Here is a 21,287-nt window from a genome sequence, read left to right on the forward strand (position 1 = left end):
CTAGCCGCCCGCAGACCACGCCGGGATGACCCGAGCGGTGATCATCCGGATCAACTCCGACGCCAACTCGTCGATGAAGAAGTGGTCGCCGGGCAGCATCCGCAGATCCACGGTGATCGCGTGGTCACGCCAGCCGACCAGGTCAGCCGGGCGGACAGTCAGGTCGTCGATGCCGCCGAACACGGTCAGCGGGGTCTCGAGCGGCGGCTCGTCGACGAACTCGTAGGTCTCCAGCACCGCGAAGTCGGCGCGGATGACCGGCAGCGCCAGCCCCATCAGCTCCTCGTTTTCCAGCACCTCGGGCGGCGTGCCGTTGAGCGCGTGCAGCCGTGCCTTCAGCTCGGCGTCGGAGGCGTCGTGCATCGTGGCCCCGGAACGCCGGTCCGGCGACGGTGAGGCGGAGACGAACAGGTGCACCGGTTCGGGCTGGCCACGGCGACGCAGCAGCCGGGCGAGCTCGAAGGCCACGAGGCCGCCCATGCTGTGACCGAACAGCGCGTAGGGCCGGTCGAGCAACGGTTCGAGCGCGTCGGCGAGCGCCCGCACCAGCGGTGCGAGCCGGCGGTACGGCTCCTCCCCCATCCGCACGCCACGCCCGGGAAGCTCGACCGGGCACACCTCGACGCAGCCAGGCGCCAACTGGTCCCACATGCGGTAGGCCGCTGCGGCGCCGCCGGCGTACGGCAGGCAGACCAGACGGGCCGCCGCCGCCGGCCGGGGACGGCGGGCCCAGAACCACTGCTCGTTCACGTCGGCTGCCCTGCGCCGTCCGTACGGAGGACCCGGCCCAGTTCCTCGATGCTCCGGTCCGGGTCGGCCACCACCATCTCCAGGAGCCGCTCCCACTGGCGACGCAGGCGGCCCACCAGGCGGGCATCGACGCGCTCGGGAGCGTGCAACCACAGGCCCCGCAGGAGACCGGCGTCCGCCATGACGATCAGGCCGAGATCCACCTCGGCCGGTCGCAGGCCAGGGGGCACGTGCACGAACACCCCGCCGTGCTCGACGGAGACCGGCTCCAGCTGTACGTCGCGCAGCACTGTCGGCGGCAGCGGCGCGTTGAGCAGGTTGAACCCCAGGCGTACCCGGTCACGGGCGGCCGGCATCTCACGCCGCAGCGGCTGCAACGGCACGGCGTGGTGGGCGTGCGCCTCCAGGGTTCGTTCCCGTACCCGCGCGATCGCCTCCCGGAAGGTCGGATCGCCGGCCAGGTCGACCCGGAGCACCAGGGAGTTCACCAGGTAGCCGATCAGGTTCTCGGCCTCCGGCCGGTCGCGCCCGGCGGTCGGAAAGCCGACGGCCAGATCCCGGCTACCGGTGTACGCCGCGAGCAACGCGTCGTACGCGGCGAGCAGCACCATGAAGAGCGTGGCGTTCTCCTGTGTGGCAAGCGCCTGAAGTCCGGCGGTGAGCTCCGCGCCGAGCACGAAGTGGTCGTCCGCACCGGACGCTGCCTCGGCGGCCGGCAGGTGCGCCACGTCGAACGACGGCGCCGGTGGGAGGTCGGCGAGTCGATCCCGCCAGTACCGGGCGTGCTGGTCCAGTGCACCGGACTCGTACTCTCGGCGCTGCCACCCGGCGAAGTCGGCGAACTGGACAGGCAACGGCGGCAGCCAGGGGTCGCGCCCACCGGCGAAGGCGTCGTACGCCACCGCTAACTCCCGCAGCAGCACTCCGTACGACCAGTTGTCAGTGACGGCGTGGTGGATGGCGAGCACGAGGATCCGGTCCCGGTCGCTGAGGGTGATCAGCCGGGCCCGGACCAGCGGGCCCTCGGCCAGGGAAAACCCCTGGCCGGCCTCCTCGTCCAGCAGGCTGCGGATCGCCGACATCGGGTCCGCCAGGTCGGCCGGATCCAGCCGGGACCGGACCAGTGGCCACTTTCCCTGGTCATCGATCACCTGCACCAGCCCGCCCGGCCGGGTGACCAGCCGGGTGCGCAGGGTCTCGTGTCGCCGCACCAGGTGGTCGAGTGCTCGGCCCAGGGCCTCCTCGTCCAGCGCGCCACGCAGGCGGGCGGCGGTCACCACCGTGTGGAAGGGATGCTGCGGCGGCACCGGAAAGTCGACGCAGAGCTGCTCCTGAGCAAACGACAGCGGAAGATCCCCGCCGCGGGGCACCGGTTCGATGGCGGTGAGCGCGGTGACGGTGGGTGCGGGAGCACGGGCGGTCAACCACGCGGCGAGCATCGCGACGGTCGGCTGCTCGAACAGGTCGCGCAGCGACACGTCGACGCCGAGGCGGGCCCGCATCCGCGAAATGGCCTGGGTGGCCAGCAACGAGTGGCCGCCCAGCTCGAAGAAGTCGTCGTGGACGCTGACCCGGTCCACCCGGAGCAACTCGCCCCAGATCTCGGCGAGCGCGCGTTGCACCTCGTCACGCGGGGGCTCGTACGGCGTACGCAGGATGGGACGCAGCAGGTCCGGGGCGGGCAACGCCCGGCGGTCCACCTTGTCATTGGGGGTCCGTGGGAAGGCGTCCAGGAACACGAACGCCGACGGGAGCATGTATTCCGGCAGGCGTTCGGCGAGGGCGGCGCGCAGCTGCGGCTGAAGCTTGCGGGCACGGCGGGTCGCGGCGCCGTTGACCCAGGCCGACAGCGGCCCGTCCGGTGGCGGCGCCACCGGGGCGACCGGGTGGTCCGCGACGCCGGACCGACGCAGCACCACGTTGTACGCGCCGTCCGGGCCGTGGTCGGACCAGTCCAGCTCGACCTGGTAGCCGACCTCCTCGCCGAACCGGAACAGCTCCTCCGGGTCGATCCCGCCGCTGTGCAGCACCCGGGCGTTCGGCACGTCGCGCAGGGCGAGCACGTCACCACCGACCTGATCGCGCAACGCCGTCAGGGACGTCCACTCCCGCCAGGGGCAGTCGGCCGGCGGGACGACGACGCCGGCGGTGAGGACCACGTCGTACCGGAACCGGGTGAGCTCGTTGGCGAACCGGCCGCGCTTGGGCCGCACCCGGACGTCGGCGATGCCGGGGATCCGGTGCCGCAGGGCCTGGAAGTAGCGCGGATCGATCACCAACTCCTCCTCCTCGGACACCCGGTGACGTACCCGCGCGCGCAGCGTGTCGTCGGACTCACCGGGTCCGGCCCGGTGGCGCTCGACGGAGGTGTGGAAGGCCTCGAGCAACGGGAGGCTGCGCACGTCGCCGATCACGACCGCGCCGCCCGGGGCGAGCCGGTCCAGCGCCCCCTCGATCACCCGGGCCAGGTACTCCTCATCCGGGAAGTACTGCACCACCGAGTTCAGCAGCACGACGTCGAACAGTTGCTCCGGCAGCCGGTCGAGCTGATCGGCGGCGCACTCGTGCAGCTGGACGTCGCCGGCGTACCGGGTCGAGGAGTCGCGGAGGCGGTCCAGCGCGACCGTGGAGAAGTCGGTGCCCCAGTAGCGCAGGCAGTGCGGAGCCACCGCGTGCAGGATGAGGCCGGTGCCGCAGCCCACGTCGAGCACCGACTGCGGCGCGCGCTCCCGCACCAGCTCGGCGGTCCGGTCCACCCAGTCCCGCATCTCCGCGGCAGGGATCGGCTCGCCGGTGTAGCTGCTGTTCCAACCGCTGATGTCGAATGTCGGGTCGACCTCCGGAGCCGAGCCGTCATACGCGGAGTCCCAGATGCTGCGCCACTGGACCAGCTCGTCAGGCTGCGCCGGGGCCGCGTCGGCCACGACGTACGCCACCAGGCGTTGATCTCCGGGCGTGTCCTCGCGGACCAGGACCACCGCCTGCCGGACCACCGCCTGCCGCGCCAGCACCGCCTCGATCTCACCCAGCTCGATCCGGAAGCCGCGCAGCTTCACCTGGTGGTCCATCCGGCCGAGGAACTCCAGGCTGCCGTCGGCACGACGCCGCACCAGGTCGCCGGTGCGGTAGAGCTTCTCGCCCAGTCCGATCGGAAACGGGTGTGGCACGAACCGCTCGGCGGTCAGCTCGGGCCGGCCGAGATAGCCGACGGCCAGGCCCGCGCCACCGATGTGCAGCTCACCGGGGACGCCCGGTGGCACGAGTTCGCCGTACGCGTCGAGGACGTGCAACTCGGTGTTGGCGATCGGGTCGCCCAGCCGGACCCCCTCCGTCACCCGCGACACCGCAGACCAGATCGTGGTCTCGGTGGGTCCGTACATGTTCCACAGCTCTGCGCCGCAGCCGACCAGCCACCGCGCCAGATCCTCGGGGAGGGCCTCACCGCCGCAGAGCATCCGAAACCCGGCGGGCGGTGTCCATCCGGTGTCCCGCAGCAGTCGCCACGTGGCCGGCGTGGCCTGCATCAGCGTGGCACCGGAGGCGGTCAGTGCCGCGCCGAGCCGGGCACCGTCGGCGGCCACCTCCCGGCTGAGCAGGTGCACCCGCGCGCCGGTGGTCAGCGGCAGAAGCAACTCCAGCATGGAGATGTCGAAGCTGAGCGTGGTGACCGCGAGCAGGGTGTCCGCCGGGGTGAGGCCCGGGCGTTCGCGCATCGAGCGTAGGAAGTTGGCCAGGGCGCGGTGCGGAATCTGCACGCCCTTGGGTTGCCCCGTCGAGCCGGAGGTGTAGATCACGTAGGCCAGATCGTCGCCGTCGACCACCACCTCCGGAGCTGCCGTGTCCTCGGCCGCGAGCGCGTCCGCGTCCCGATCGAGACAGACGACCACGGCCGGCGGATCCGGCAGCCGATCCGCGAGCTGACCCTCGGTGAGCAGCATCTTCAGTCCCGAGTCGGCCATCATGAACGCGAGCCGCTCGGTCGGGTAGGCCGGGTCGAGCGGGACGTAGGCGCCGCCGGCCTTGAGCGTGCCGAGCATCGCCACCACCATCTCCGGGGTGCGCTCGGTGCAGATTCCGACCAGGTCGCCGCGCCCGGTGCCGAGTCCGCGCAGGTGACGCGCGAGCTGGTTGGCCCGACGGTCGAGTTCGGCGTAGGTCAGGGTCCGCTCGCCGCAGCGCACCGCCTCGGCGTCGGGGTCCGCCGCCGCTCGGCCGGCGACCTCCAGGTGCGCCCAGGTCAGGTCGGCCCACACGCGTCGGGTGTCGTTGGGCTCCTGTGCCAGTCGCCGGCGTTCGTCCCCGCTCAGCAGGTCGAGCCGGACGACCGGACGGTCCGGCGCCTCGGTGAGGTGCTCGACCAACCGACGTAGCGCCCGGGACATCTGCTCGACGGTGGCACCGTCGAACAGGTCGGCGTTGTACTCGAACCAGCCGCCCAGCCCGTCCGGCCGGTCGAAGACCTGCAACTCCAGGTCGAAACGCGCGGTGGCGCTCTCCACTGTGTACGGGGTGACCCGCAGCCCGCCCAGGTCGAGGTCCGGCACCTCGATGTTCTGGAACACGAACGACACCTGGAACAACGGCGACCGGGACAGGTCCCGCTGCGGATGCAACTCCTCGACCAGCCGTTCGAACGGCAGGTCCTGGTGCGCGTAGGCGCCCAGGCACGCGTCCCGGACCCTGGACAGCAGTTCCCTGAAGGTGGGCTCGCCGGTGAGGTCGATCCGCAGCGCCAGGGTGTTGACGAAGAAGCCGACCAGCCGCTCGACCTCCGGCCGGGTCCGATTGGCGATCGGCGCGCCGATCACGAGATCGTCCTGGCCGCTGTAGCGCCGCAGCAGCACGGCGAACGCGGCGAGCATCGTCATGAACGGCGTCGCGCCCTCCTGACGGCTCAACGCACGCAGCCGCTCGGCCAGCGGACCGGGCAGTCGGAACTCCGTGGACCCGCCGCGGGAGGTCTGCACCGGCGGTCGCGGCCGGTCGGTGGGCAGTTCGAGCACCGGCGGCGCCCCCTCCAGCGCGGCCGTCCAGTAGGCGAGATCGGCGGCGAAGCCAGGGCCTGCCATCTGCCGGCGCTGCCAGGCGGCGAAGTCGGCGTACTGGATGGGCAGGTCCGGCAGCGGGGACAGGCCACCGTCCCGCAGCACCGGATAAAGAGTGATCAACTCCTGCACGGCGACCGCCACCGACCAGAGGTCGGCGACGATGTGATGCATGGTGATCAGCAGGACGTGCTCCTGCGGTGCCACCCGGAAGAACCGCACCCGCAACAGTGGACCGGTCCCGAGGTCGAACGGCCGCTGGACCTCGTCCCGCAGCAGCTGCCGCACATCGCCACCGGCGCAGTCGACCACCGCGAGGTCGGCCCGCCCGGTAGCCGCGACCCGCTGCACCGGCTGCCCCTCCACCTCGGCGAACGTCGTACGCAGCGCGTCGTGCCGGCGCACGATCTCATCGCAGCAGCGTCGCCACACCCCCAGGTCCAGCGGCCCGTGCAGCCGGACCGCGATCGGCACGTGGTACGCGGCGCTGCCGGGCACGAGCTGCTCCAGAAACCACAGCCGCTGCTGCGGGAAGGAGAGCGGGAATTCGCGCACCCGCGCGCGAAGCCGCTCGGCCAGCAGGCGTCGCTTGTCGGCCGTCGACATTGCGTCCAGATCCGGCATCGTCATGCCTCGCCTCCCCCTTCGGCGGCCATCAGCTCCCGCAGCATGGCGTCCACCTCGTCGTCGGTGAGCTCGTCCACTCCGTCGGCAATCGGTTCGATAGGCGTCGGCGTCGGCACATCCCCGGTACCGGCCATCAGCCGGGACGTGTTCGCCACGGTGGGCTGGTCGAAGAAGTCGCGCAGGGTCAGTTCCACACCGAACCGGGCGCGCAGCTTGGTACCGATCTGGACCGCGGCCAGCGAGTGGCCGCCCAACGCGAAGAAGTCGTCGTTGCGGCCGATCCGTTCGATGCCGAGCACCTCCCGCCAGATGGCCGCGATGTCCGCCTCGGCGCCGGGCGCGGGCTCCTCGTACGGGATGTCGAGATCGGGGCGCGGGTGCAGCGTGGCCGGAGCGGTCGCCTCCGCCAGCTCGGCTGCCAGCCGGGCCGGGTCGATCGCCGCTGCCGCCCGCTGCGCCGCCGCCAGGTCGCGGGCGGAGACGACCACCTGGGCTGGGAGCGGGTCGATGGCCAGGATCCGGTCGAACAGGTCACCGCCCTCGGCGACGGTCAACCCGCCGGCCGGGTCCAGCAGGGTGGCCAGGCCGGCCGGTGAGGGATCCGGCCCGGCTGCCGCAGCACGCTCGACCTCGTCCCGCATCGACGCAGGATCATGGACCCGCTTCATGGTGAAGTCGCGCATCCGCACCAGCAGCCGGCCCTGCTCGTCGTGGACGTCGGCGTCGCAGGTGAGGGTCTCGCCGGACGAGTCACCACCCTCCCTGACCCGGATGTGACACGTCATCCGGCCGGTCAGGCCCCGGACGAATCGCAGACTGCCGTACCAGAACGGCAGGTAGTAGCCCTCGGCGGCGTAGACCCGTGACGCACCCCCCACCACATCGAGCAGGGCCGGGTGCAGCAGGTAGGTGTCCAGGTCCGGGGCGTACCGTTCGGGCAGGTCCAGGGTGGCGATCATGCCCGTGGTGCCGACATCGATGCGGGTGAGACAGCGCCACCGACCGTGCACCGCGAACCGGATGAGCCCGCCCTCGGCGGCGAAGTCCAGCCGCAGCCGACGCCGCAACGCGTCCTCGCCCTCGATCACCTCGCGTACGTCGCAAGCGTCGAGCAACTCGCCGACCGCGCGCCGGGGCCGTTCGACCGGGTCGTGCAGCACCACGGTGCCGACGCAGTGCTCCTGCTGCCCGGCGGCTCCCCGGCTGTGCACCCGGAAGCTCAGCACGCCGTCGTCGCCGCGCTCGACCGTGGTGATCATCTCGCGCTCCTGGCCGTCCGGCACGATCACCGGCGCGATGAAGAGCACGTCCCGAAACTCGATCTCCCTGCGGCCGGCGTGCGGCGCCACCGCAGCTCGGACCATCTCCAGGTACGTGGTGCCCGGAACCAGTCCGTGCCCCTGCATCCGGTGCTCGTCGACGATCCAGCTGTCCGCCGTGGTGATGGTGGTGCGGAACGTCTCGACCGTAGCGGTGCGCCGCAGGCGGCGGTGCAGCAGCGGGTGGCCGATGTCGGCTCCGCCGGCCGGGTCGGACGCCATTCCGGTGTCACGCCAGGTGTCCCAGGCCACGGCCGTAGCGCCGTCCCGCGTGGCGGCGAAGGTGTCCAGGAACGCGTTGGCGGCGCAGTAGTCCAACTGACCCGGCCCACCGAGAATCGCGGTGCGCGACGAACACAGCAGGACGAAGTCGAGCGGATCCCGGCCGCAGACCGCGTCCAGGACCAGGGTGCCGCGGGTCTTGGCGGCGAGGACCGCGTCGGCGTCGGCGCGCGACATGCCGGCGAGCAGACCGCTCGCGGGAAGCCCGGCCGCGTGGACGACGCCGGACAGCGCGCCGAATCGGGCCCGCAGCTCGTCTACCGCCCGAGTGGTCTGCGCGAGGTCCGTGACGTCGGCCCGCAGCACCATCGGCCGGGCACCCAGGTCGCGGAGCGCTTGCAGACGTCGGATCCGCACGCTTGTCGGGTCGTCGGCGTCGTGCTCGGTCAACCACTGCGACCAAGTCTCCTCCGGGGGCATGGGGGTACGGCCGAGGAGACCGATCGCCGGGGCCCGCACGGAGCGGGCCAGGTGTTCGGCGAGCGCCAGGCCGATGCCGCCCAACCCGCCGGTGATGAGGTAGACGCCGTCGTCGCGCAGCCGGCCGGTGGCCGGGCCGGGGTCGAGGTCAACGGCGTCGAACGTTCGGGCCCACCAGTGGCTGCCCCGTCGGGCGAGCACCGGCTCGTCCGGCGCCGACCGCAGCACGAGGGCGAGCGATTCGGCGCTCGCCCCGCCGAGGTCGAGAAGCCGGCAGGTGACACCGGGGACCTCCTGCGGGACGACCGTGCACGGGCCGACCAGGGTGGCGTTCTCCGGTTGCAGGCACTCGTCGCCGGTCACGCTGAACACGCCCCGGGTCAGCACGTCCAGGGCCACGGCGGGCCGCTCCGCCCGGCCGGCGAGCGCCTGTGCGAACGCCAGGAGGCTGTGGAATCCGACGGCCTCGGCGCGGTCCAGATCGGCACCGGGTTCCACGGCCAGGCTCCACAGGTGGACGACCCGCGCCGGCCGGTGATCGCCGAGGGCGTCGAACAGACGTCGGTAGTCCTCCCGGTTCGCCGGATCGATGGTGAAGGCGTCCGGGTCGTCCTGCGCGAAACCGGTTCCGGCGCGGACACGCACGGCCGAGGGCAGGGACTCGCACAGGGCCCGGCCCAAAGGGAGATCCGCGCCCAGCACCAGCCAGGCGCCCTCCTCGGCGCGAGGGCGGACCGGTTGCAGCCGTCGCCAACTCGGGCGGTAGGTGGGTGACGAGACAGACGTCGGGGTCGGTCCGGGCGTGTCCGGACGATCAGGTTCCACCCAGTAGCGGCGGCGCTGGAACGGATACGAGGGAAGGCGCAACCGACGCCGGTTGTCGTCGCACAGGACGGTCCAGTCGAGCGGGACGCCCGCCGCCCAGATCGTGCCCAGCGCCTCCAGGAGGGCCTGCCGGTCGGCCCGCCGCTCGTCGGGCCGACGCATGACGGCCGCCACGACCCGGCCCGGCGTCCAGGACGGGTGTCGCTTGGCGAAGGTGGACAGCGAGTCACCCGGACCGACCTCCACCAGGATCAGGTCGGGGTCGGCGAGCAGGGTGCCCAGGTTGTCGGCGAAGCGCACGGTGGAACGCAGGTGCGCGCCCCAGTACTCGGGGTCGGTGGCCTGACCGGGCTCGATCCAGGTACCGGTGAGGTTGGAGCAGATCGGCGTCCGGGGTGCGCTCATCATGACCTCGCGGACCTCCGCGACGAACGGTCGCACCGCGTCCTCGACGAGCGTCGAGTGGAAGGCATGCGAGGTGTGCAGCCGCCGGCAGCCGATGCCGCCGGCCACGAGACGTCGTTCCAGGTCGTTCACGGCGTCAGCCGGGCCTGAGGCGACGCAGAGTGCGGCACCGTTGACGGCGGCGAGGCTGAGCCGGTCGCCGAGCAGCTCCACGGTCTCGGCCTCGGGCAGGAAGACGGCCAGCATCGCCCCGTGCGGCGTGGCCCCCATCAGTCGCGCGCGCGCGGTGACCAGGGCAGCGGCGTCCTCAAGGCGGAACACACCGGCGAGGCAGGCGGCGACGTACTCGCCGATGCTGTGACCCGCCAGCGCGTCCGGTCGTACGCCCGCCGCGATCAGCGTGCGGGCCAGGGCGTACTCGACGGCGAACAGGGCCGGTTGGGCCAGCTCGGTCTCCGTCAGGTCGGCCGGCGGGCCGTCGGTCGGGAACAGCGCCGCGCGCACCGCCGGGGGGAACAGGGCGAGGCAGCGGTCCAGCTCGGTCCGGAAGACCGGGTCATCGTCGTACAGGTCGCGGGCCATGCCGGCGTGCTGGGTGCCCTGCCCGGGAAAGAGGAACGCCACCTTGACGGGCCGCCCGGCGGTGTCCGACGCCTCGGCCAGGGCGGCCCGGCGCAGCCGTCGCACCGCGTCGGCACGGTCGACCGCCACCACCGCCCGCCGCTGCTCGAAGGCCCGCCGCCGGGTGGCCAGAGTGAAGGCCACGTCGGCCAGTTCCTCGTCGGGGTGCGCCTCGAGGTGGTCGGCGAGCCGCTCGGCGGCCTGCGCGAGGGCGGTGGTGGTGCGCGCCGACAGCGGCAACAGCTGCCACGGCCGGCCGGGCTCCGCCGGGGCGGCGGCCGGTCCTTCCTCCAGCACCACGTGGGCGTTGGTGCCGCCGATGCCGAACGAACTGACCCCGGCCCGACGCGGCTGGTCGGTACGGGGCCACGGCCGCCGGGTGCCGTTGACCAGGAACGGACTCGTCTCCAACGCCAGTTCCGGGTTGGGCCGCTCGACGTGCAGGCTGGCCGGGATGACCTCGTGCTTGAGGGCCAGCGTCGCCTTGATCAGCGAGGCCGCCCCGGCCGCCGCGTCCAGGTGGCCGATGTTGCTCTTCACCGAGCCGATCGCGCAGGAGCCGGGGGACGCGCCGCCCTGGCCGTAGGCGCGGGTGAGTCCGGCGATCTCGATCGGGTCACCGAGCGCCGTGCCCGTGCCGTGGGTCTCCACATAGCCGACCGTCTCGGGCGCGACACCGGCGATGCCGAGCGCCTCGGCGATGACCTCGGACTGGCCCTCCACGGCCGGTGCGGTGTAGCCCACCTTGAGCGCACCGTCGTTGTTCACCGCCGAGCCGCGGATCACCGCGTCGATGGTGTCGCCGTGCTTCCGCGCGTCGGCGAGCCGGCGCAGCACCACCAGGGCGACGCCGTTGCCGATCACGGTGCCGCCGGCGGCGGCGTCGAACGGCCGGCAGTGGCCGTCGGCGGACAGGATGCCGCCCGGCTCGTACCGGTGGCCGTTGCGCAGCGGTACGTTCACCGAGACCCCGCCGGCCAGCACCATGTCGGACTCCCCGGACAACAGGCTCTGGCAGGCGAGGTGGACCGCCACCAGCGAGGTGGAACAGGCGGTCTGCACGGTGACGGCGGGCCCACGCAACCCGAGCTTGTACGCGACCCGGGTGGCGAGGAAGTCCTTGTCGTTGGCGAGCTGGGTCTGGTACGGGCCGAGCGCCTCGATCAGGCTGCGGTTGGCCATCAGGTTGTAGAGCAGGTAGGTGTTCATGCTGGCGCCGGCGAAGACCCCGATCCGGCCGGGGAACGCCTGCGGGTCGTAGCCGGCCGACTCCACCGCTTCCCAGGCGCATTCCAACAGCACCCGGTGCTGGGGATCCATCAGCTCCGCCTCGCGTGGGCTGAAGCCGAAGAAGCCGGCGTCGAAGGTGTCAGCGCCGTCGAGGACACCCTTGGCGCGTACGTAGTCCGGCCGGCTCGCCAGCGCCGGGCTGACCCCTGCCGCACGCAGCTCGTCGACCGAGAAGGAGGAGATGCTCTCCTGACCGGTCACCAGGTTTGCCCAGAAGGCGTTCACGTCGGCGGCCTGCGGGAAGCGTCCCGCCATGCCGATGATGGCCACCTGGGACAGGTCGTCGGTCGAGTCGCTCACTGTCGCTCCCCTGTGGAATCGGTACGGTTCGTGCTCCGGCGGGCGGCGGTCCGGCGGCGTTCGGCGAACGCCGCCCGCCGGCCGGCCACCCGCTCCCGCGCGGCGGCCAGCGGATCGGCGGACGGGCCGGCGGCCAGGTGCTCGGCCAGCGCGCGCACGGTCGGGTACTGGAACAGCTCAACGAGCGTCACCGGTCGGTCGAGGGCGTCCTGTAGCGCGCCACGCAGCTCGGCCATCAGAAGCGAGTGACCGCCCAGCTCGAAGAAGTTGTCGTGCACACCCACCCGCTCGATGCCGAGCAACCGGCTCCACGCCGCGGCGACGGTCCGCTCCAGGTCGTCGCGGGGCGCCTCGTACGGGTTGGCCAGATCGGGCCGTGACAGCTCCGGCTCGGGCAGCGCCGCGCGGTCCACCTTGCCGTTCGGCAGCAGCGGGAAGGACGGCAGCGGCACGAAGACGGCTGGCACCATGTAGTCGGGCAGCCGCTGCCGCAGGTGGGCGATGAGCGTGCCCGCGGCGGGCGGCTCCTCGCCGGCCAGATAGGCCACCAGCCGTTGGTCGCCGCCCAGCGGCCGGGCGGTCACGATGGCCTCGCGGACGTCCGGATGGTCGGCGAGAGCGTGCTCGATCTCACCGAGCTCGATCCGATGGCCGCGCAGCTTCACCTGGTGGTCGAGCCGGCCCAGATATTCGATGGCGCCGTCGTCGCGGAACCGCGCCAGGTCACCGGTGCGGTACAGCCGGGCGTCGGGGGTCGGGTCGAACGGGTGCGCGACGAACCGCTGTGCGGTCAAATCCGGCCGGTTGAGGTAACCACGAGCCAGGTTCCGTCCGCCGATGCAGAGTTCGCCGGCCACTCCGGCCGGCACCGGCTGGAGCATCTGGTCGAGCACGTACATCCGGGTGTTGGCGATGGCATGACCGATCGGTACCGGTCCCGGATCGCCGGCGCGGCACGCCCAGGCGGTGACGTCGACAGCCGCCTCGGTCGGGCCGTACAGGTTGTGCAACTCGGCCGGCACCGTGGCGAAGAACTGTTCCTGCAGCTCACGTGGCAGGGCTTCGCCACTGCAGATCACTCTGCGCAGGCTGGGGCAGTCCGCTGCCCCCTCCTCGCCGACGAAGATCCGCAGCATGGACGGGACGAAGTGCACAGTGGTGACGCGCTCGCGACGGATGGTCTCCACCAGGTAACGGGCGTCGCGGTGTCCGTCCGGGACGGCCACCACCAGGCAGGCGCCGGTCATCAGCGGCCAGAAGAACTCCCAGACCGACACGTCGAAGGAGAACGGCGTCTTCTGCAACACGCGGTCGGAGACGTCGAGCCGGTACGTGTCCTGCATCCACAACAGGCGGTTGCGGATGCCGGCGTGCACGTTCATGACCCCCTTGGGCCGCCCGGTCGAGCCGGAGGTGTAGATGACGTAGGCCAGGTCGTCGCCGTTCACCTGAACACCCGGCGACGACGCCGGTTCGCGGCCGAGTTCCTCGGCCAACTCGTCCACGCGGAGCACGTCCGCCCCGAGTTCCGGCAGCGAGGGGGCCAGGCGGCTCTGGGTGAGCAGGACCGGCACCTGGGCGTCATCCAGCATGAACGCGATGCGGGCCGGCGGCAGGCCGGGGTCCAGCGGCAGGTAGGCACCGCCGGCCTTGAGGGTGGCGAGCAGCGACACCACCATTTCAACGGAACGCTCCATGCACACACCCACCATCACGTCCCGGCCCACGCCGAGCCGGCGCAAGCGATGCGCGAGCTGGTTGACGCGGCGGTCCAGTTCGGCGTAGCTGAGCCGCTCGTCGTGGAAGCGCACCGCTTCGGCGTCCGGTGTCGCCCTGGCCTGCGCCTCGAACTCCTCGTGGATCAGACCGGCACCCGGCCACTCCCGGTGGCCGCCGTCACCGAGCGCCAGAATCTTCCGCTGCTCGTGCGCCGTGATCAGCGGGAGCCGGCCGATGGGCCGGTCCGGGTCGGCGGCGACCCCGACCAGCAGGACCTGGAGATGGTTGACGATGCGCCGGGCGGTGGTCTCGTCGAAGAGGTCAAGGCTGTACTCGAGGCGGCCGTGGACGCGGTCGCCGTCCTCGGTGAGCAGCAGCTCGAGGTCGAACTTCGCCGTGCCGGCGTCGACCGGCAACGGTTCCACCCGCAGGCCGCCGCCGGTCCATGCGGGGAACGGCACGTTCTGCAGGGCAAACCCGACCTGAAAGATCGGCGTACGGGCCAGACTGCGGTCCGGCCGAAGCGCCTCCACCAGCCGCTCGAACGCGACGTCCTGGTGCTCGTACCCGTCCAGGCAGACCTGACGGACACGGCGCAGCAGCTCACGGTAGGTGGGGTCGCCGGACAGATCGGTGCGCAGCGCCAGAGTGTTGACGAAGAGGCCGATCAGCGGTTCCAGCTCCGGCAACCGTCGGTTCGCCACCGGGGTGCCGACCACCACGTCCTCGGTGCCGCCGAGCCGGCCGAGGAGCACCTGGAAGGCACCGGCCAGCACCATGAAGAGGGTGGCCCCCTCGGCGCGGCCGAGAGCGCGCAGGTCCCGTACCACCTCGGGGGGCACGGTCAGTTGCAGCGCGGCGCCCCGGTAGCTCTTCCTCGGCGGCCGGGGACGGGCCAGGGACAGGTTGAGTTCGGCGGGCGCCCCGCGCAACTGTCGGACCCAGTAGTCCAGGCCCGCCGGATCGGCCGGCTCGTCCTGCTGCCAGCGGGCGACATCCGGGTACTGGACCTCGATGGCGGGCAGTGGACTCGGCGCGTCGGCGGCGTACGCGGCGTACAGCGCCAGAACCTCGCCCAGCAGCACGCCCAACGACCACTGATCGGAGACGATGTGGTGCATGGCGAGCAGCACCACCGCCTCGTCGTCGGTGCGACGCAGCACCTCCCAACGCAGCAGCGGCCCGTCGGCGAGAACGAACGGACTGTCGAAGAACCGCTCGGTGAGTTCGGTCTCCGTGCCGTCCGGACACTCGTGCACCACAAGCGCGGCCGGAACCTCCGGGCGCACCACGAGCCAGGGTCGGCCGTCGATCTCCGGGAACACCGCGCGCAGCGCCTCGTGTCGCCGTACGACCTCGTCGCAGGCCCGGCGGAGAACCGCGACGTCCAGGCGGCCGCGCACCAGCAACGCGGCCGGCAGCAGGTAGGCACGGTTGTCCGGGGCGAGCTGTTCCAGCAGCCACAGTCGACGTTGGGCGGCCAGCGGCGGCACGGGCGCGGCCGGATCGGCGCGACGGGGCACCACCTGCGCGCCGACGGCCGGCCCGACGCGGCCCGGACCGGCCGCCGTCGGGCGGGCGTCGGGATCGCGCAGCTGGGCGGCCAGAGCGGCCACGGTCGGGTGCTCGAAGACCGCGCGCAGCGGCAGCTCCACGCCGACGACCGGGCGGAGCCAGGTCACGAGCCGGGTGGCGAGCAGGGAGTGGCCCCCCAACGCGAAGAAGTCGTCGTCCCGACCGATCCGCTCGACTCCGAGCAGCCGGCCGAAGGCCTCGGCGACCACGTGCTCCAGCGGATCCTCCGGCGACCGGTAGCTGGTTTCCAGGCCGGTACGGCCGTACTCCGGCTCGGGCAGGGCCGCCCGGTCGATCTTGCCGTTCGGGGTGAGCGGGAACGCCGGCAGGCGCACGAAGGTCGATGGCACCATGTGGTCCGGAAGCCGCTCCCGCAGAAAGCCCACCAGGTGCGCGGCCGGCACGTCACCGCCGGCCAGATAGGCCACCAGCCGGGTGTCGCCGGCATGTGCGTGGGCGGTGACCACCGCCCCGCCAACCTCGGGGTGACCGGTCAACACCTCCTCGATCTCGCCGAGTTCGATCCGGAAACCGCGGACCTTCACCTGGTGGTCGAGCCGGCCCAGGAACTCCAGGCTGCCGTCGGTTCGACGGCGCACCAGGTCGCCGGTGCGGTAGAACCGGCCGGCCGGGGTGGCGAGTTCGACGAACCGGTCGGCGGTGAGGTCGGGCCGGTTCAGATAGCCACGGGCCAGCCCGACCCCGCCGATGTGCAACTCGCCGGCAACGCCGGGCGGCACCAGTTGCCCGCGCCCGTCGAGCACGTGCAGCTCGGTGTCGGCGACCGGCTCGCCGAGCCGGATAGGACCGGCGACGACCCGCCACACCGCCGACCAGACGGTGGTCTCGGTCGGGCCGTACATGTTCCACAGCTCTGCGCCACGTGGGCGCAGCTGGGCGGCGAGGCCCGGCGGCAGGGCCTCACCGCCGCACAGCATCCGCAGTCGGGGCGAACCCGCCCAGCCGGACTCGACAAGCATCCGCCACGTCGACGGCGTGGCCTGCATGACCGTGATTCCGCTCCGGTCCAGCACCCGCGCAAGCTCACGACCGTCGGCGGCCACCGCCCGCGACACCAGCACCACCCGGGCCCCCGTCACCAGCGGCAGCAGCAGTTCGAGCACCGAGATGTCGAAGGAGAGGCTGGTGACCGCCAGTAGCGTGTCGTCCCGGCCGATTCCCGGTCGCACCTGCATGGAACGCAGGAAGTTGGCCAGCGCACGGTGCGGGATCTGCACGCCCTTGGGTCGTCCGGTCGATCCCGAGGTGTAGATGACGTAGGCGAGGTCCTCGTCGGCGACGGCGTCGGTCGGTGGATCCGCCGGCTGTTCGGCCAGCTCGCTGTCGATCTCGTCCAGACAGGCCACCACGGCAGCCCCGGCCGGAACCCGGTCGCGTACCCGGGACTGGGTGAGCACCAACGGCGCGCGCGAGTCGTCGAGCATGAACTCCAGCCGCGCCCTGGGGTAGTCCGGGTCCAACGGCAGGTAGGCGCCGCCGGCCCGGTGCACGGCCAGGATGGCGATGACGGTCTCCAGTGAGCGCTGGAGGCAGAGCCCGACCAGTACGTCGCGATCGACGCCCTGCCCGCGCAGCCAGTGCGCGAGCTGGTTGGCACGCCGGTCCACCTCGGCGTAGGTGAGCACGCGGTCCTCGAACCGGATGGCCTCGGAGTCCGGCGTCTCCCGCGCGCGGCCGGCGATCCGCCGGTGGGCCAGGTCGGACACCGGCCAGTCGCGCCGGCTGTCCATGCCCGCGGCCAACAGCGCCGCCCGTTCCTCGTCGCCGAGCAGCGCGAGCGCCCCGATCGGCAGGTCCGGGTCGGCCGCCGCCGCGGTCGCGAGCCGACCCAGGTGACCGGCCATCCGCTCGACGGTCGCGGCGTCGAACAGGTCACTGTTGTACTCGATCAGCCCGCTCAGACCCCGGTCGCCGTCGTCGACGAGTTGCAGTTCCAGATCGAATCGCGCGGTCCGGCTGCGCAGCGGAAGTCGGGTCATCTCCAGCCCCGCCACGTCGACGGTCGGCAACGGCTGCGCCTGGTAGGCGAAGCTGACCTGGACCAGTGGCGGCCGGCTGAGGTCGCGGGCCGGCTTCAGCTCCTCCACCAGCCGGTCGAAGGGAACCTCCTGGTGGGCGTACGCCCCCAGGCAGGCGTCCCGGACCCGGTCGAGCAGCTCGGCGAAGCTCGGGTCACCGGCCAGGTCGGTGCGGATCGGCAGGGTGTTGACGAAGAAGCCGATGAGTCCCTCCAGCCCGGCCCGGTCCCGGTTGGCGACCGGGACACCGATCACCACGTCGTCCTGGCCGGCGTAGCGGTGTACGAGAACCTGGAACAGGGCCAGCAGCACCATGAACGGGGTGGCCTGGCGCGCCTGCCCGACGGCGACGAGGTCCCGGACCGGGCCGGCCGGGAGGTCGAAGTGCCAGGAGTCGCCTCGCGACGACGCGACCGGTGGCCGCGGGTGGTCCAGCGGCAACTCCAGCACGCGCGGGGCCCCGGCCAGGTGGTCGCTCCAGTAGCGAAGGTCGTCGTCCCAGTCGTTCCGCTCGCGCCGCGCTACCTCGCCGTAGCTGAACGGCAGCGGTGGCAGCCCGGCCGGACGACCCGCGCGGTGCGCGGCGTAGAGCGCGGCGAACTCCGCGAACAACACGCTCACCGACCAGCCGTCGGCCACGATGTGATGCAGTACGACGATCAGCCGGTGCTCCTCGTCGGCGACCCGCAGCAACCGCAGCCGCAGCAGCGGTCCGGTCGCCAGGTCGAGCGGGGTGCTGACGGCCGCCTCCACCCGCTCGGCGAGAACGGCGTCGGGCGCGGAGCGCAGATCCTCCGCACCGATGTCGACCGCCACGTTCGGCGTCACCACCTGCACCGGTTCGCCGTCACGTTCGACCACCGTGGTACGCAGTGACTCGTGCCGGGCGACCAGGTCCGCGACGGCGGCGCGCAGCACCGCGCGATCGAGCGGACCGCGCAGCCGGACCGCTGCGGGCACCAGGTAGGCGGCGGTGCCCGGGGTGAGCCGCTCAAGAAACCAGAGGCGGCGCTGCATGGCCGAGAGCGGATAGGTCTTCTCCCGATCGGCGAGCCGCCTTGTCAGGCGGGCACGCTGTTCCGGGGAGAGACCGGCCAGCCGTTCACGCAGGCTCATCGGCCGTCCTCTTCCGCCAGTAGGGCCTGCCTCTCCTCGGCGGGCAGACGCTCCAACTCGGCGAGCAACGCGTCCGTCGGGTCGTCGCTGGGCGAGGTCCCGGTGGACGAGGTCCCGGTGGGCGAGGTCTCCGCGTCGTCCAGCAGGTGCAGGATCCGTTCCGCCACCCGACGAACCGACGCCCCCTGCAACAGGCCGGCGATGGGCAGCGTCACCCCGAGCTGGCTGCGGATCTGGTTCCGCAGCCCCATCGCCATCAGCGAGTCCAGGCCCAGTTCCAGGAGCGGCTGGTCGAATCCGACCCGGACGGCGGCGACGGCCGCCTTGCGACGGGGGCCGGAGCCGGAGCCCAGCGCCACCCCGACGCCCCGGGCGAGGTGGTCGGCGAGGACGTCGAAACGCTCCTCCGGTGGCAGCGCCAGCAGCGCAGCGCGGGTGAGCAGCGGTTCCGCGGCCGGCACGGGCGCGGGCGCGGGAGCCGGCACGTCGGTCGCCGGCGACGATTCGTACCAGTGCCGGGTCCGCGTGAACGGTGACGTCGGCACCGGCACCCGGGTACGCCGGTAGCCGCGGTCGAACCCGATCCAGTCCACGTCGGTGCCGTGCCGGTACAGCTCGGCGAGCGTGCGCAGGATGGTCTCCCAGTCGTTCGCGCCAGCCCTCAGGCTGGGCAGGCGCAGCAGGTCGGCACCCGGGTCGAGGTCGTCGAGCAGGGTGGCGTCCGGGCCGATCTCGACGAACCGGTGGTGCCCGAGCCCGCGCAGCGTCGCCACGCCGTCGCTGAACCGCACCGGCCCGTCAGCCTGCCCGCTCCAGTGCTCGGCTCCCGGCGCGCGGTCCCAGGGCTGAAGCGCCCCGGTCAGCGCGGATACGAACGGGATACGCGGCGGCGCGTGGCCGATCTCGGCGACGACCCGGCGGAAGGCGTCCATGCCGGCCGCGCCGGCCTCGACGAGTCGCGCCCGCTCGGTCACCAGCCGCAGCGCGCCCTCCAGTTTGATCACCCCGGCGGTACAGGCGGCGGCCACCTCCCCCACACCATGGCCGAGCACCGCGGCTGGCTCCACTCCCCAGGACCGCCACAGTTGGGCGAGCGCGTACTCCACCGCGAACAGCGCGGGCTGTCCCCGGGTCGGACGGCGGAAGTCCGTCGCGTCGGGGCGCGCCGGGAACAGCACCGGCAGCAGCGGGTCGGCAAGCAGCTCATGGCACCGCTCGATCGCCTCCCGGAACACCGGAGCGGTCTCGTACAGCGTGCGCGCCATGCCAGGGCGTTCGGCACCCTCGCCGCTGAACAGGAATGCGACCTCGGGGTCGCGGACCGCAGCGGGAGCGAGCTGCTCCATCGCCCGGTCGAGCGCCGCCCGCAGCTCCGTCGCCGTACCACCGACCACCGCGAGCCGGTGGGTGAAGTGCATGCGCCCCGTGTTGGCCGACCAGCAGTGGTCGGCCACCGGCGGTGGCGCGGTGGCCCCGAGCAGCTCGCTGTGCCGGGTGGCGAGCGCGCGCAGGCCGTCCTCGCTGCGGGCGGAGAGGGCGAGCACGGAGAGCGGGCGGCAGTCGTCCGGCGCCACCGGCTGCCGCTGCGGGCCCTCCTCGACGAGCAGGTGGACGTTGGTGCCGCTCAGCCCAAAGCTGCTCACACCGGCGATCCGGCGCCCGTCTCGGGGCACCCACTCGGTGAGCCGCGTCGGCACGGTGAACGGCGGACGTTCCAGGCCGATGAGTGGGTTCAGGCGTTCGAAGTGCAGGTGGGCGGGGATCGCCCGGTGACGCAACGCCAGGATCACCTTGATCAGGCCGGCCACCCCCGCGGCTGCCTCCAGGTGACCGAAGTTGGTCTTCACCGATCCGAGGTGCCACTCCCCTCCCGGTTCCGCCGGGTAGACCTCGGCCAGCGCCTCTGTCTCAATGGGGTCGCCAAGCGTCGTGGCGGTGCCGTGCGCCTCGATGTAGGAGACCTGGCTCGCGCTGACCCCGCTGGCGTCCAGGGCACGTCGCAGCAGGTCGCGCTGGGACAGCACGTTGGGTGCGGTGAGGCCGGTGCTGCGACCGTCCTGATTGATCGCTCCACCGCGGATCACGGCAAGCACGTGATCGTCGGCGGCGAGCGCGTCGGAGAGGCGTTTGAGCACCACCAGCCCGCAGCCTTCGCCGCGTACGAACCCGTTCGCGGCCGCGTCGAACGTCCGGCACCGGCCATCCGGTGCCATCATCCCGAACTGGGAGAAGCCGATCGTGGGAAGCGGCGAGAGCATCACGTTGACTCCGCCGGCCAGGGCCAGGTCACAGTCGCCGGACCGCAGACTCTGGCAGGCCAGGTGCACCGAGACCAACGAGGAGGAACACGCGGTGTCGACCGACACCGCAGGGCCGCGCAGGTCGAGGAGGTAGGCGAGCCGACCGGAGACGACGCTGTGCGCGTTCCCGGTGACCACGTACGGCGTGACTTCGTCCGGCCGGCGGAAGTTCCGAAGCGCGTAGTCGTTGCCGATCACGCCGATGAACACGCCGGTGCGGCTACCGGCCAACCGGGCGTACCCGGCGTGCTCCAGCGCCTCCCACGCCACTTCCAGCACCAGCCGCTGGTTGGGATCCATCGCTTCGGCCTCCCGCGGCGAGATGCCGAAGAACTCCGCGTCGAACTCGTCGATCCGGTCCAGGAAGCCGCCCCATCGGGTGGTCATCGTCCCCGGCTGGCCCACCTCGCTCTGGTAGAAGGCGTCCACGTTCCAGCGGTCCGACGGGACCTCCTGGATCGCGTCCACACCATCGGAGAGCAGGCGCCAGTACGAGTCGGCGTCCACCACGCCGCCCGGGAAGCGGCAACCAAGGCCCACCACGGCGATCGGTTCGGTTCGTTGTGCACGAGCCGCAGCCAGATCGCGTTGCAGCTGGTCGATCGCCACGAGTGCGCGTCTCAACGTCGCGGCAGAGGAATCCGGAGAGGTCAT

At 72.3% G+C, this 21,287-nt stretch carries 5 protein-coding genes; all 5 read right to left on the minus strand.

The window, feature by feature from the left end; translation table 11 throughout:
- The 5 genes from AB0I71_RS20160 to AB0I71_RS20180 are packed head-to-tail and all read right to left on the minus strand — an operon-like array spanning position 1 to position 21,287.
- Positions 1 to 750, minus strand: coding sequence for an alpha/beta fold hydrolase (locus AB0I71_RS20160; protein WP_357586721.1), 750 nt, complete (start codon positions 748 to 750; stop codon positions 1 to 3).
- Positions 747 to 6,425, minus strand: coding sequence for an amino acid adenylation domain-containing protein (locus AB0I71_RS20165; protein ID WP_357586723.1), 5,679 nt, complete (start codon positions 6,423 to 6,425; stop codon positions 747 to 749). The genes AB0I71_RS20160 and AB0I71_RS20165 overlap by 4 nt, the downstream gene beginning before the upstream one ends.
- The gene (locus AB0I71_RS20170) at positions 6,422 to 11,884 is read right to left on the minus strand and encodes an SDR family oxidoreductase (RefSeq protein WP_357586725.1); all 5,463 of its coding nucleotides are present in this window, start codon (positions 11,882 to 11,884) and stop codon (positions 6,422 to 6,424) included. Before AB0I71_RS20170 ends, AB0I71_RS20165 begins: the two co-directional genes overlap by 4 nt.
- On the minus strand, positions 11,881 to 18,333 hold the full coding sequence (locus AB0I71_RS20175; protein WP_357586727.1) for an amino acid adenylation domain-containing protein: 6,453 nt from the start codon (positions 18,331 to 18,333) through the stop codon (positions 11,881 to 11,883). Before AB0I71_RS20175 ends, AB0I71_RS20170 begins: the two co-directional genes overlap by 4 nt.
- Positions 18,330 to 21,287: a type I polyketide synthase gene (locus tag AB0I71_RS20180; RefSeq protein WP_357586729.1), complete on the minus strand. Its 2,958-nt coding sequence runs from the start codon at positions 21,285 to 21,287 to the stop codon at positions 18,330 to 18,332. The genes AB0I71_RS20175 and AB0I71_RS20180 overlap by 4 nt, the downstream gene beginning before the upstream one ends.

Origin of the sequence: Micromonospora sp. NPDC049891, from assembly GCF_040660295.1 — a bacterium.
In the GTDB taxonomy this organism is placed as follows: domain Bacteria; phylum Actinomycetota; class Actinomycetes; order Mycobacteriales; family Micromonosporaceae; genus Micromonospora.

What these genes read in the sequence shown, in the direction of transcription:
- AB0I71_RS20165 (WP_357586723.1), bottom strand. Translation starts at nt 6,425, where the DNA reads ATGACGATGCCGGATCTGGACGCAATGTCGACGGCCGACAAGCGACGC.
- AB0I71_RS20180 (WP_357586729.1), bottom strand. Translation starts at nt 21,287, where the DNA reads ATGACCTCTCCGGATTCCTCTGCCGCGACGTTGAGACGCGCACTCGTG.
- AB0I71_RS20175 (WP_357586727.1), bottom strand. Translation starts at nt 18,333, where the DNA reads ATGAGCCTGCGTGAACGGCTGGCCGGTCTCTCCCCGGAACAGCGTGCC.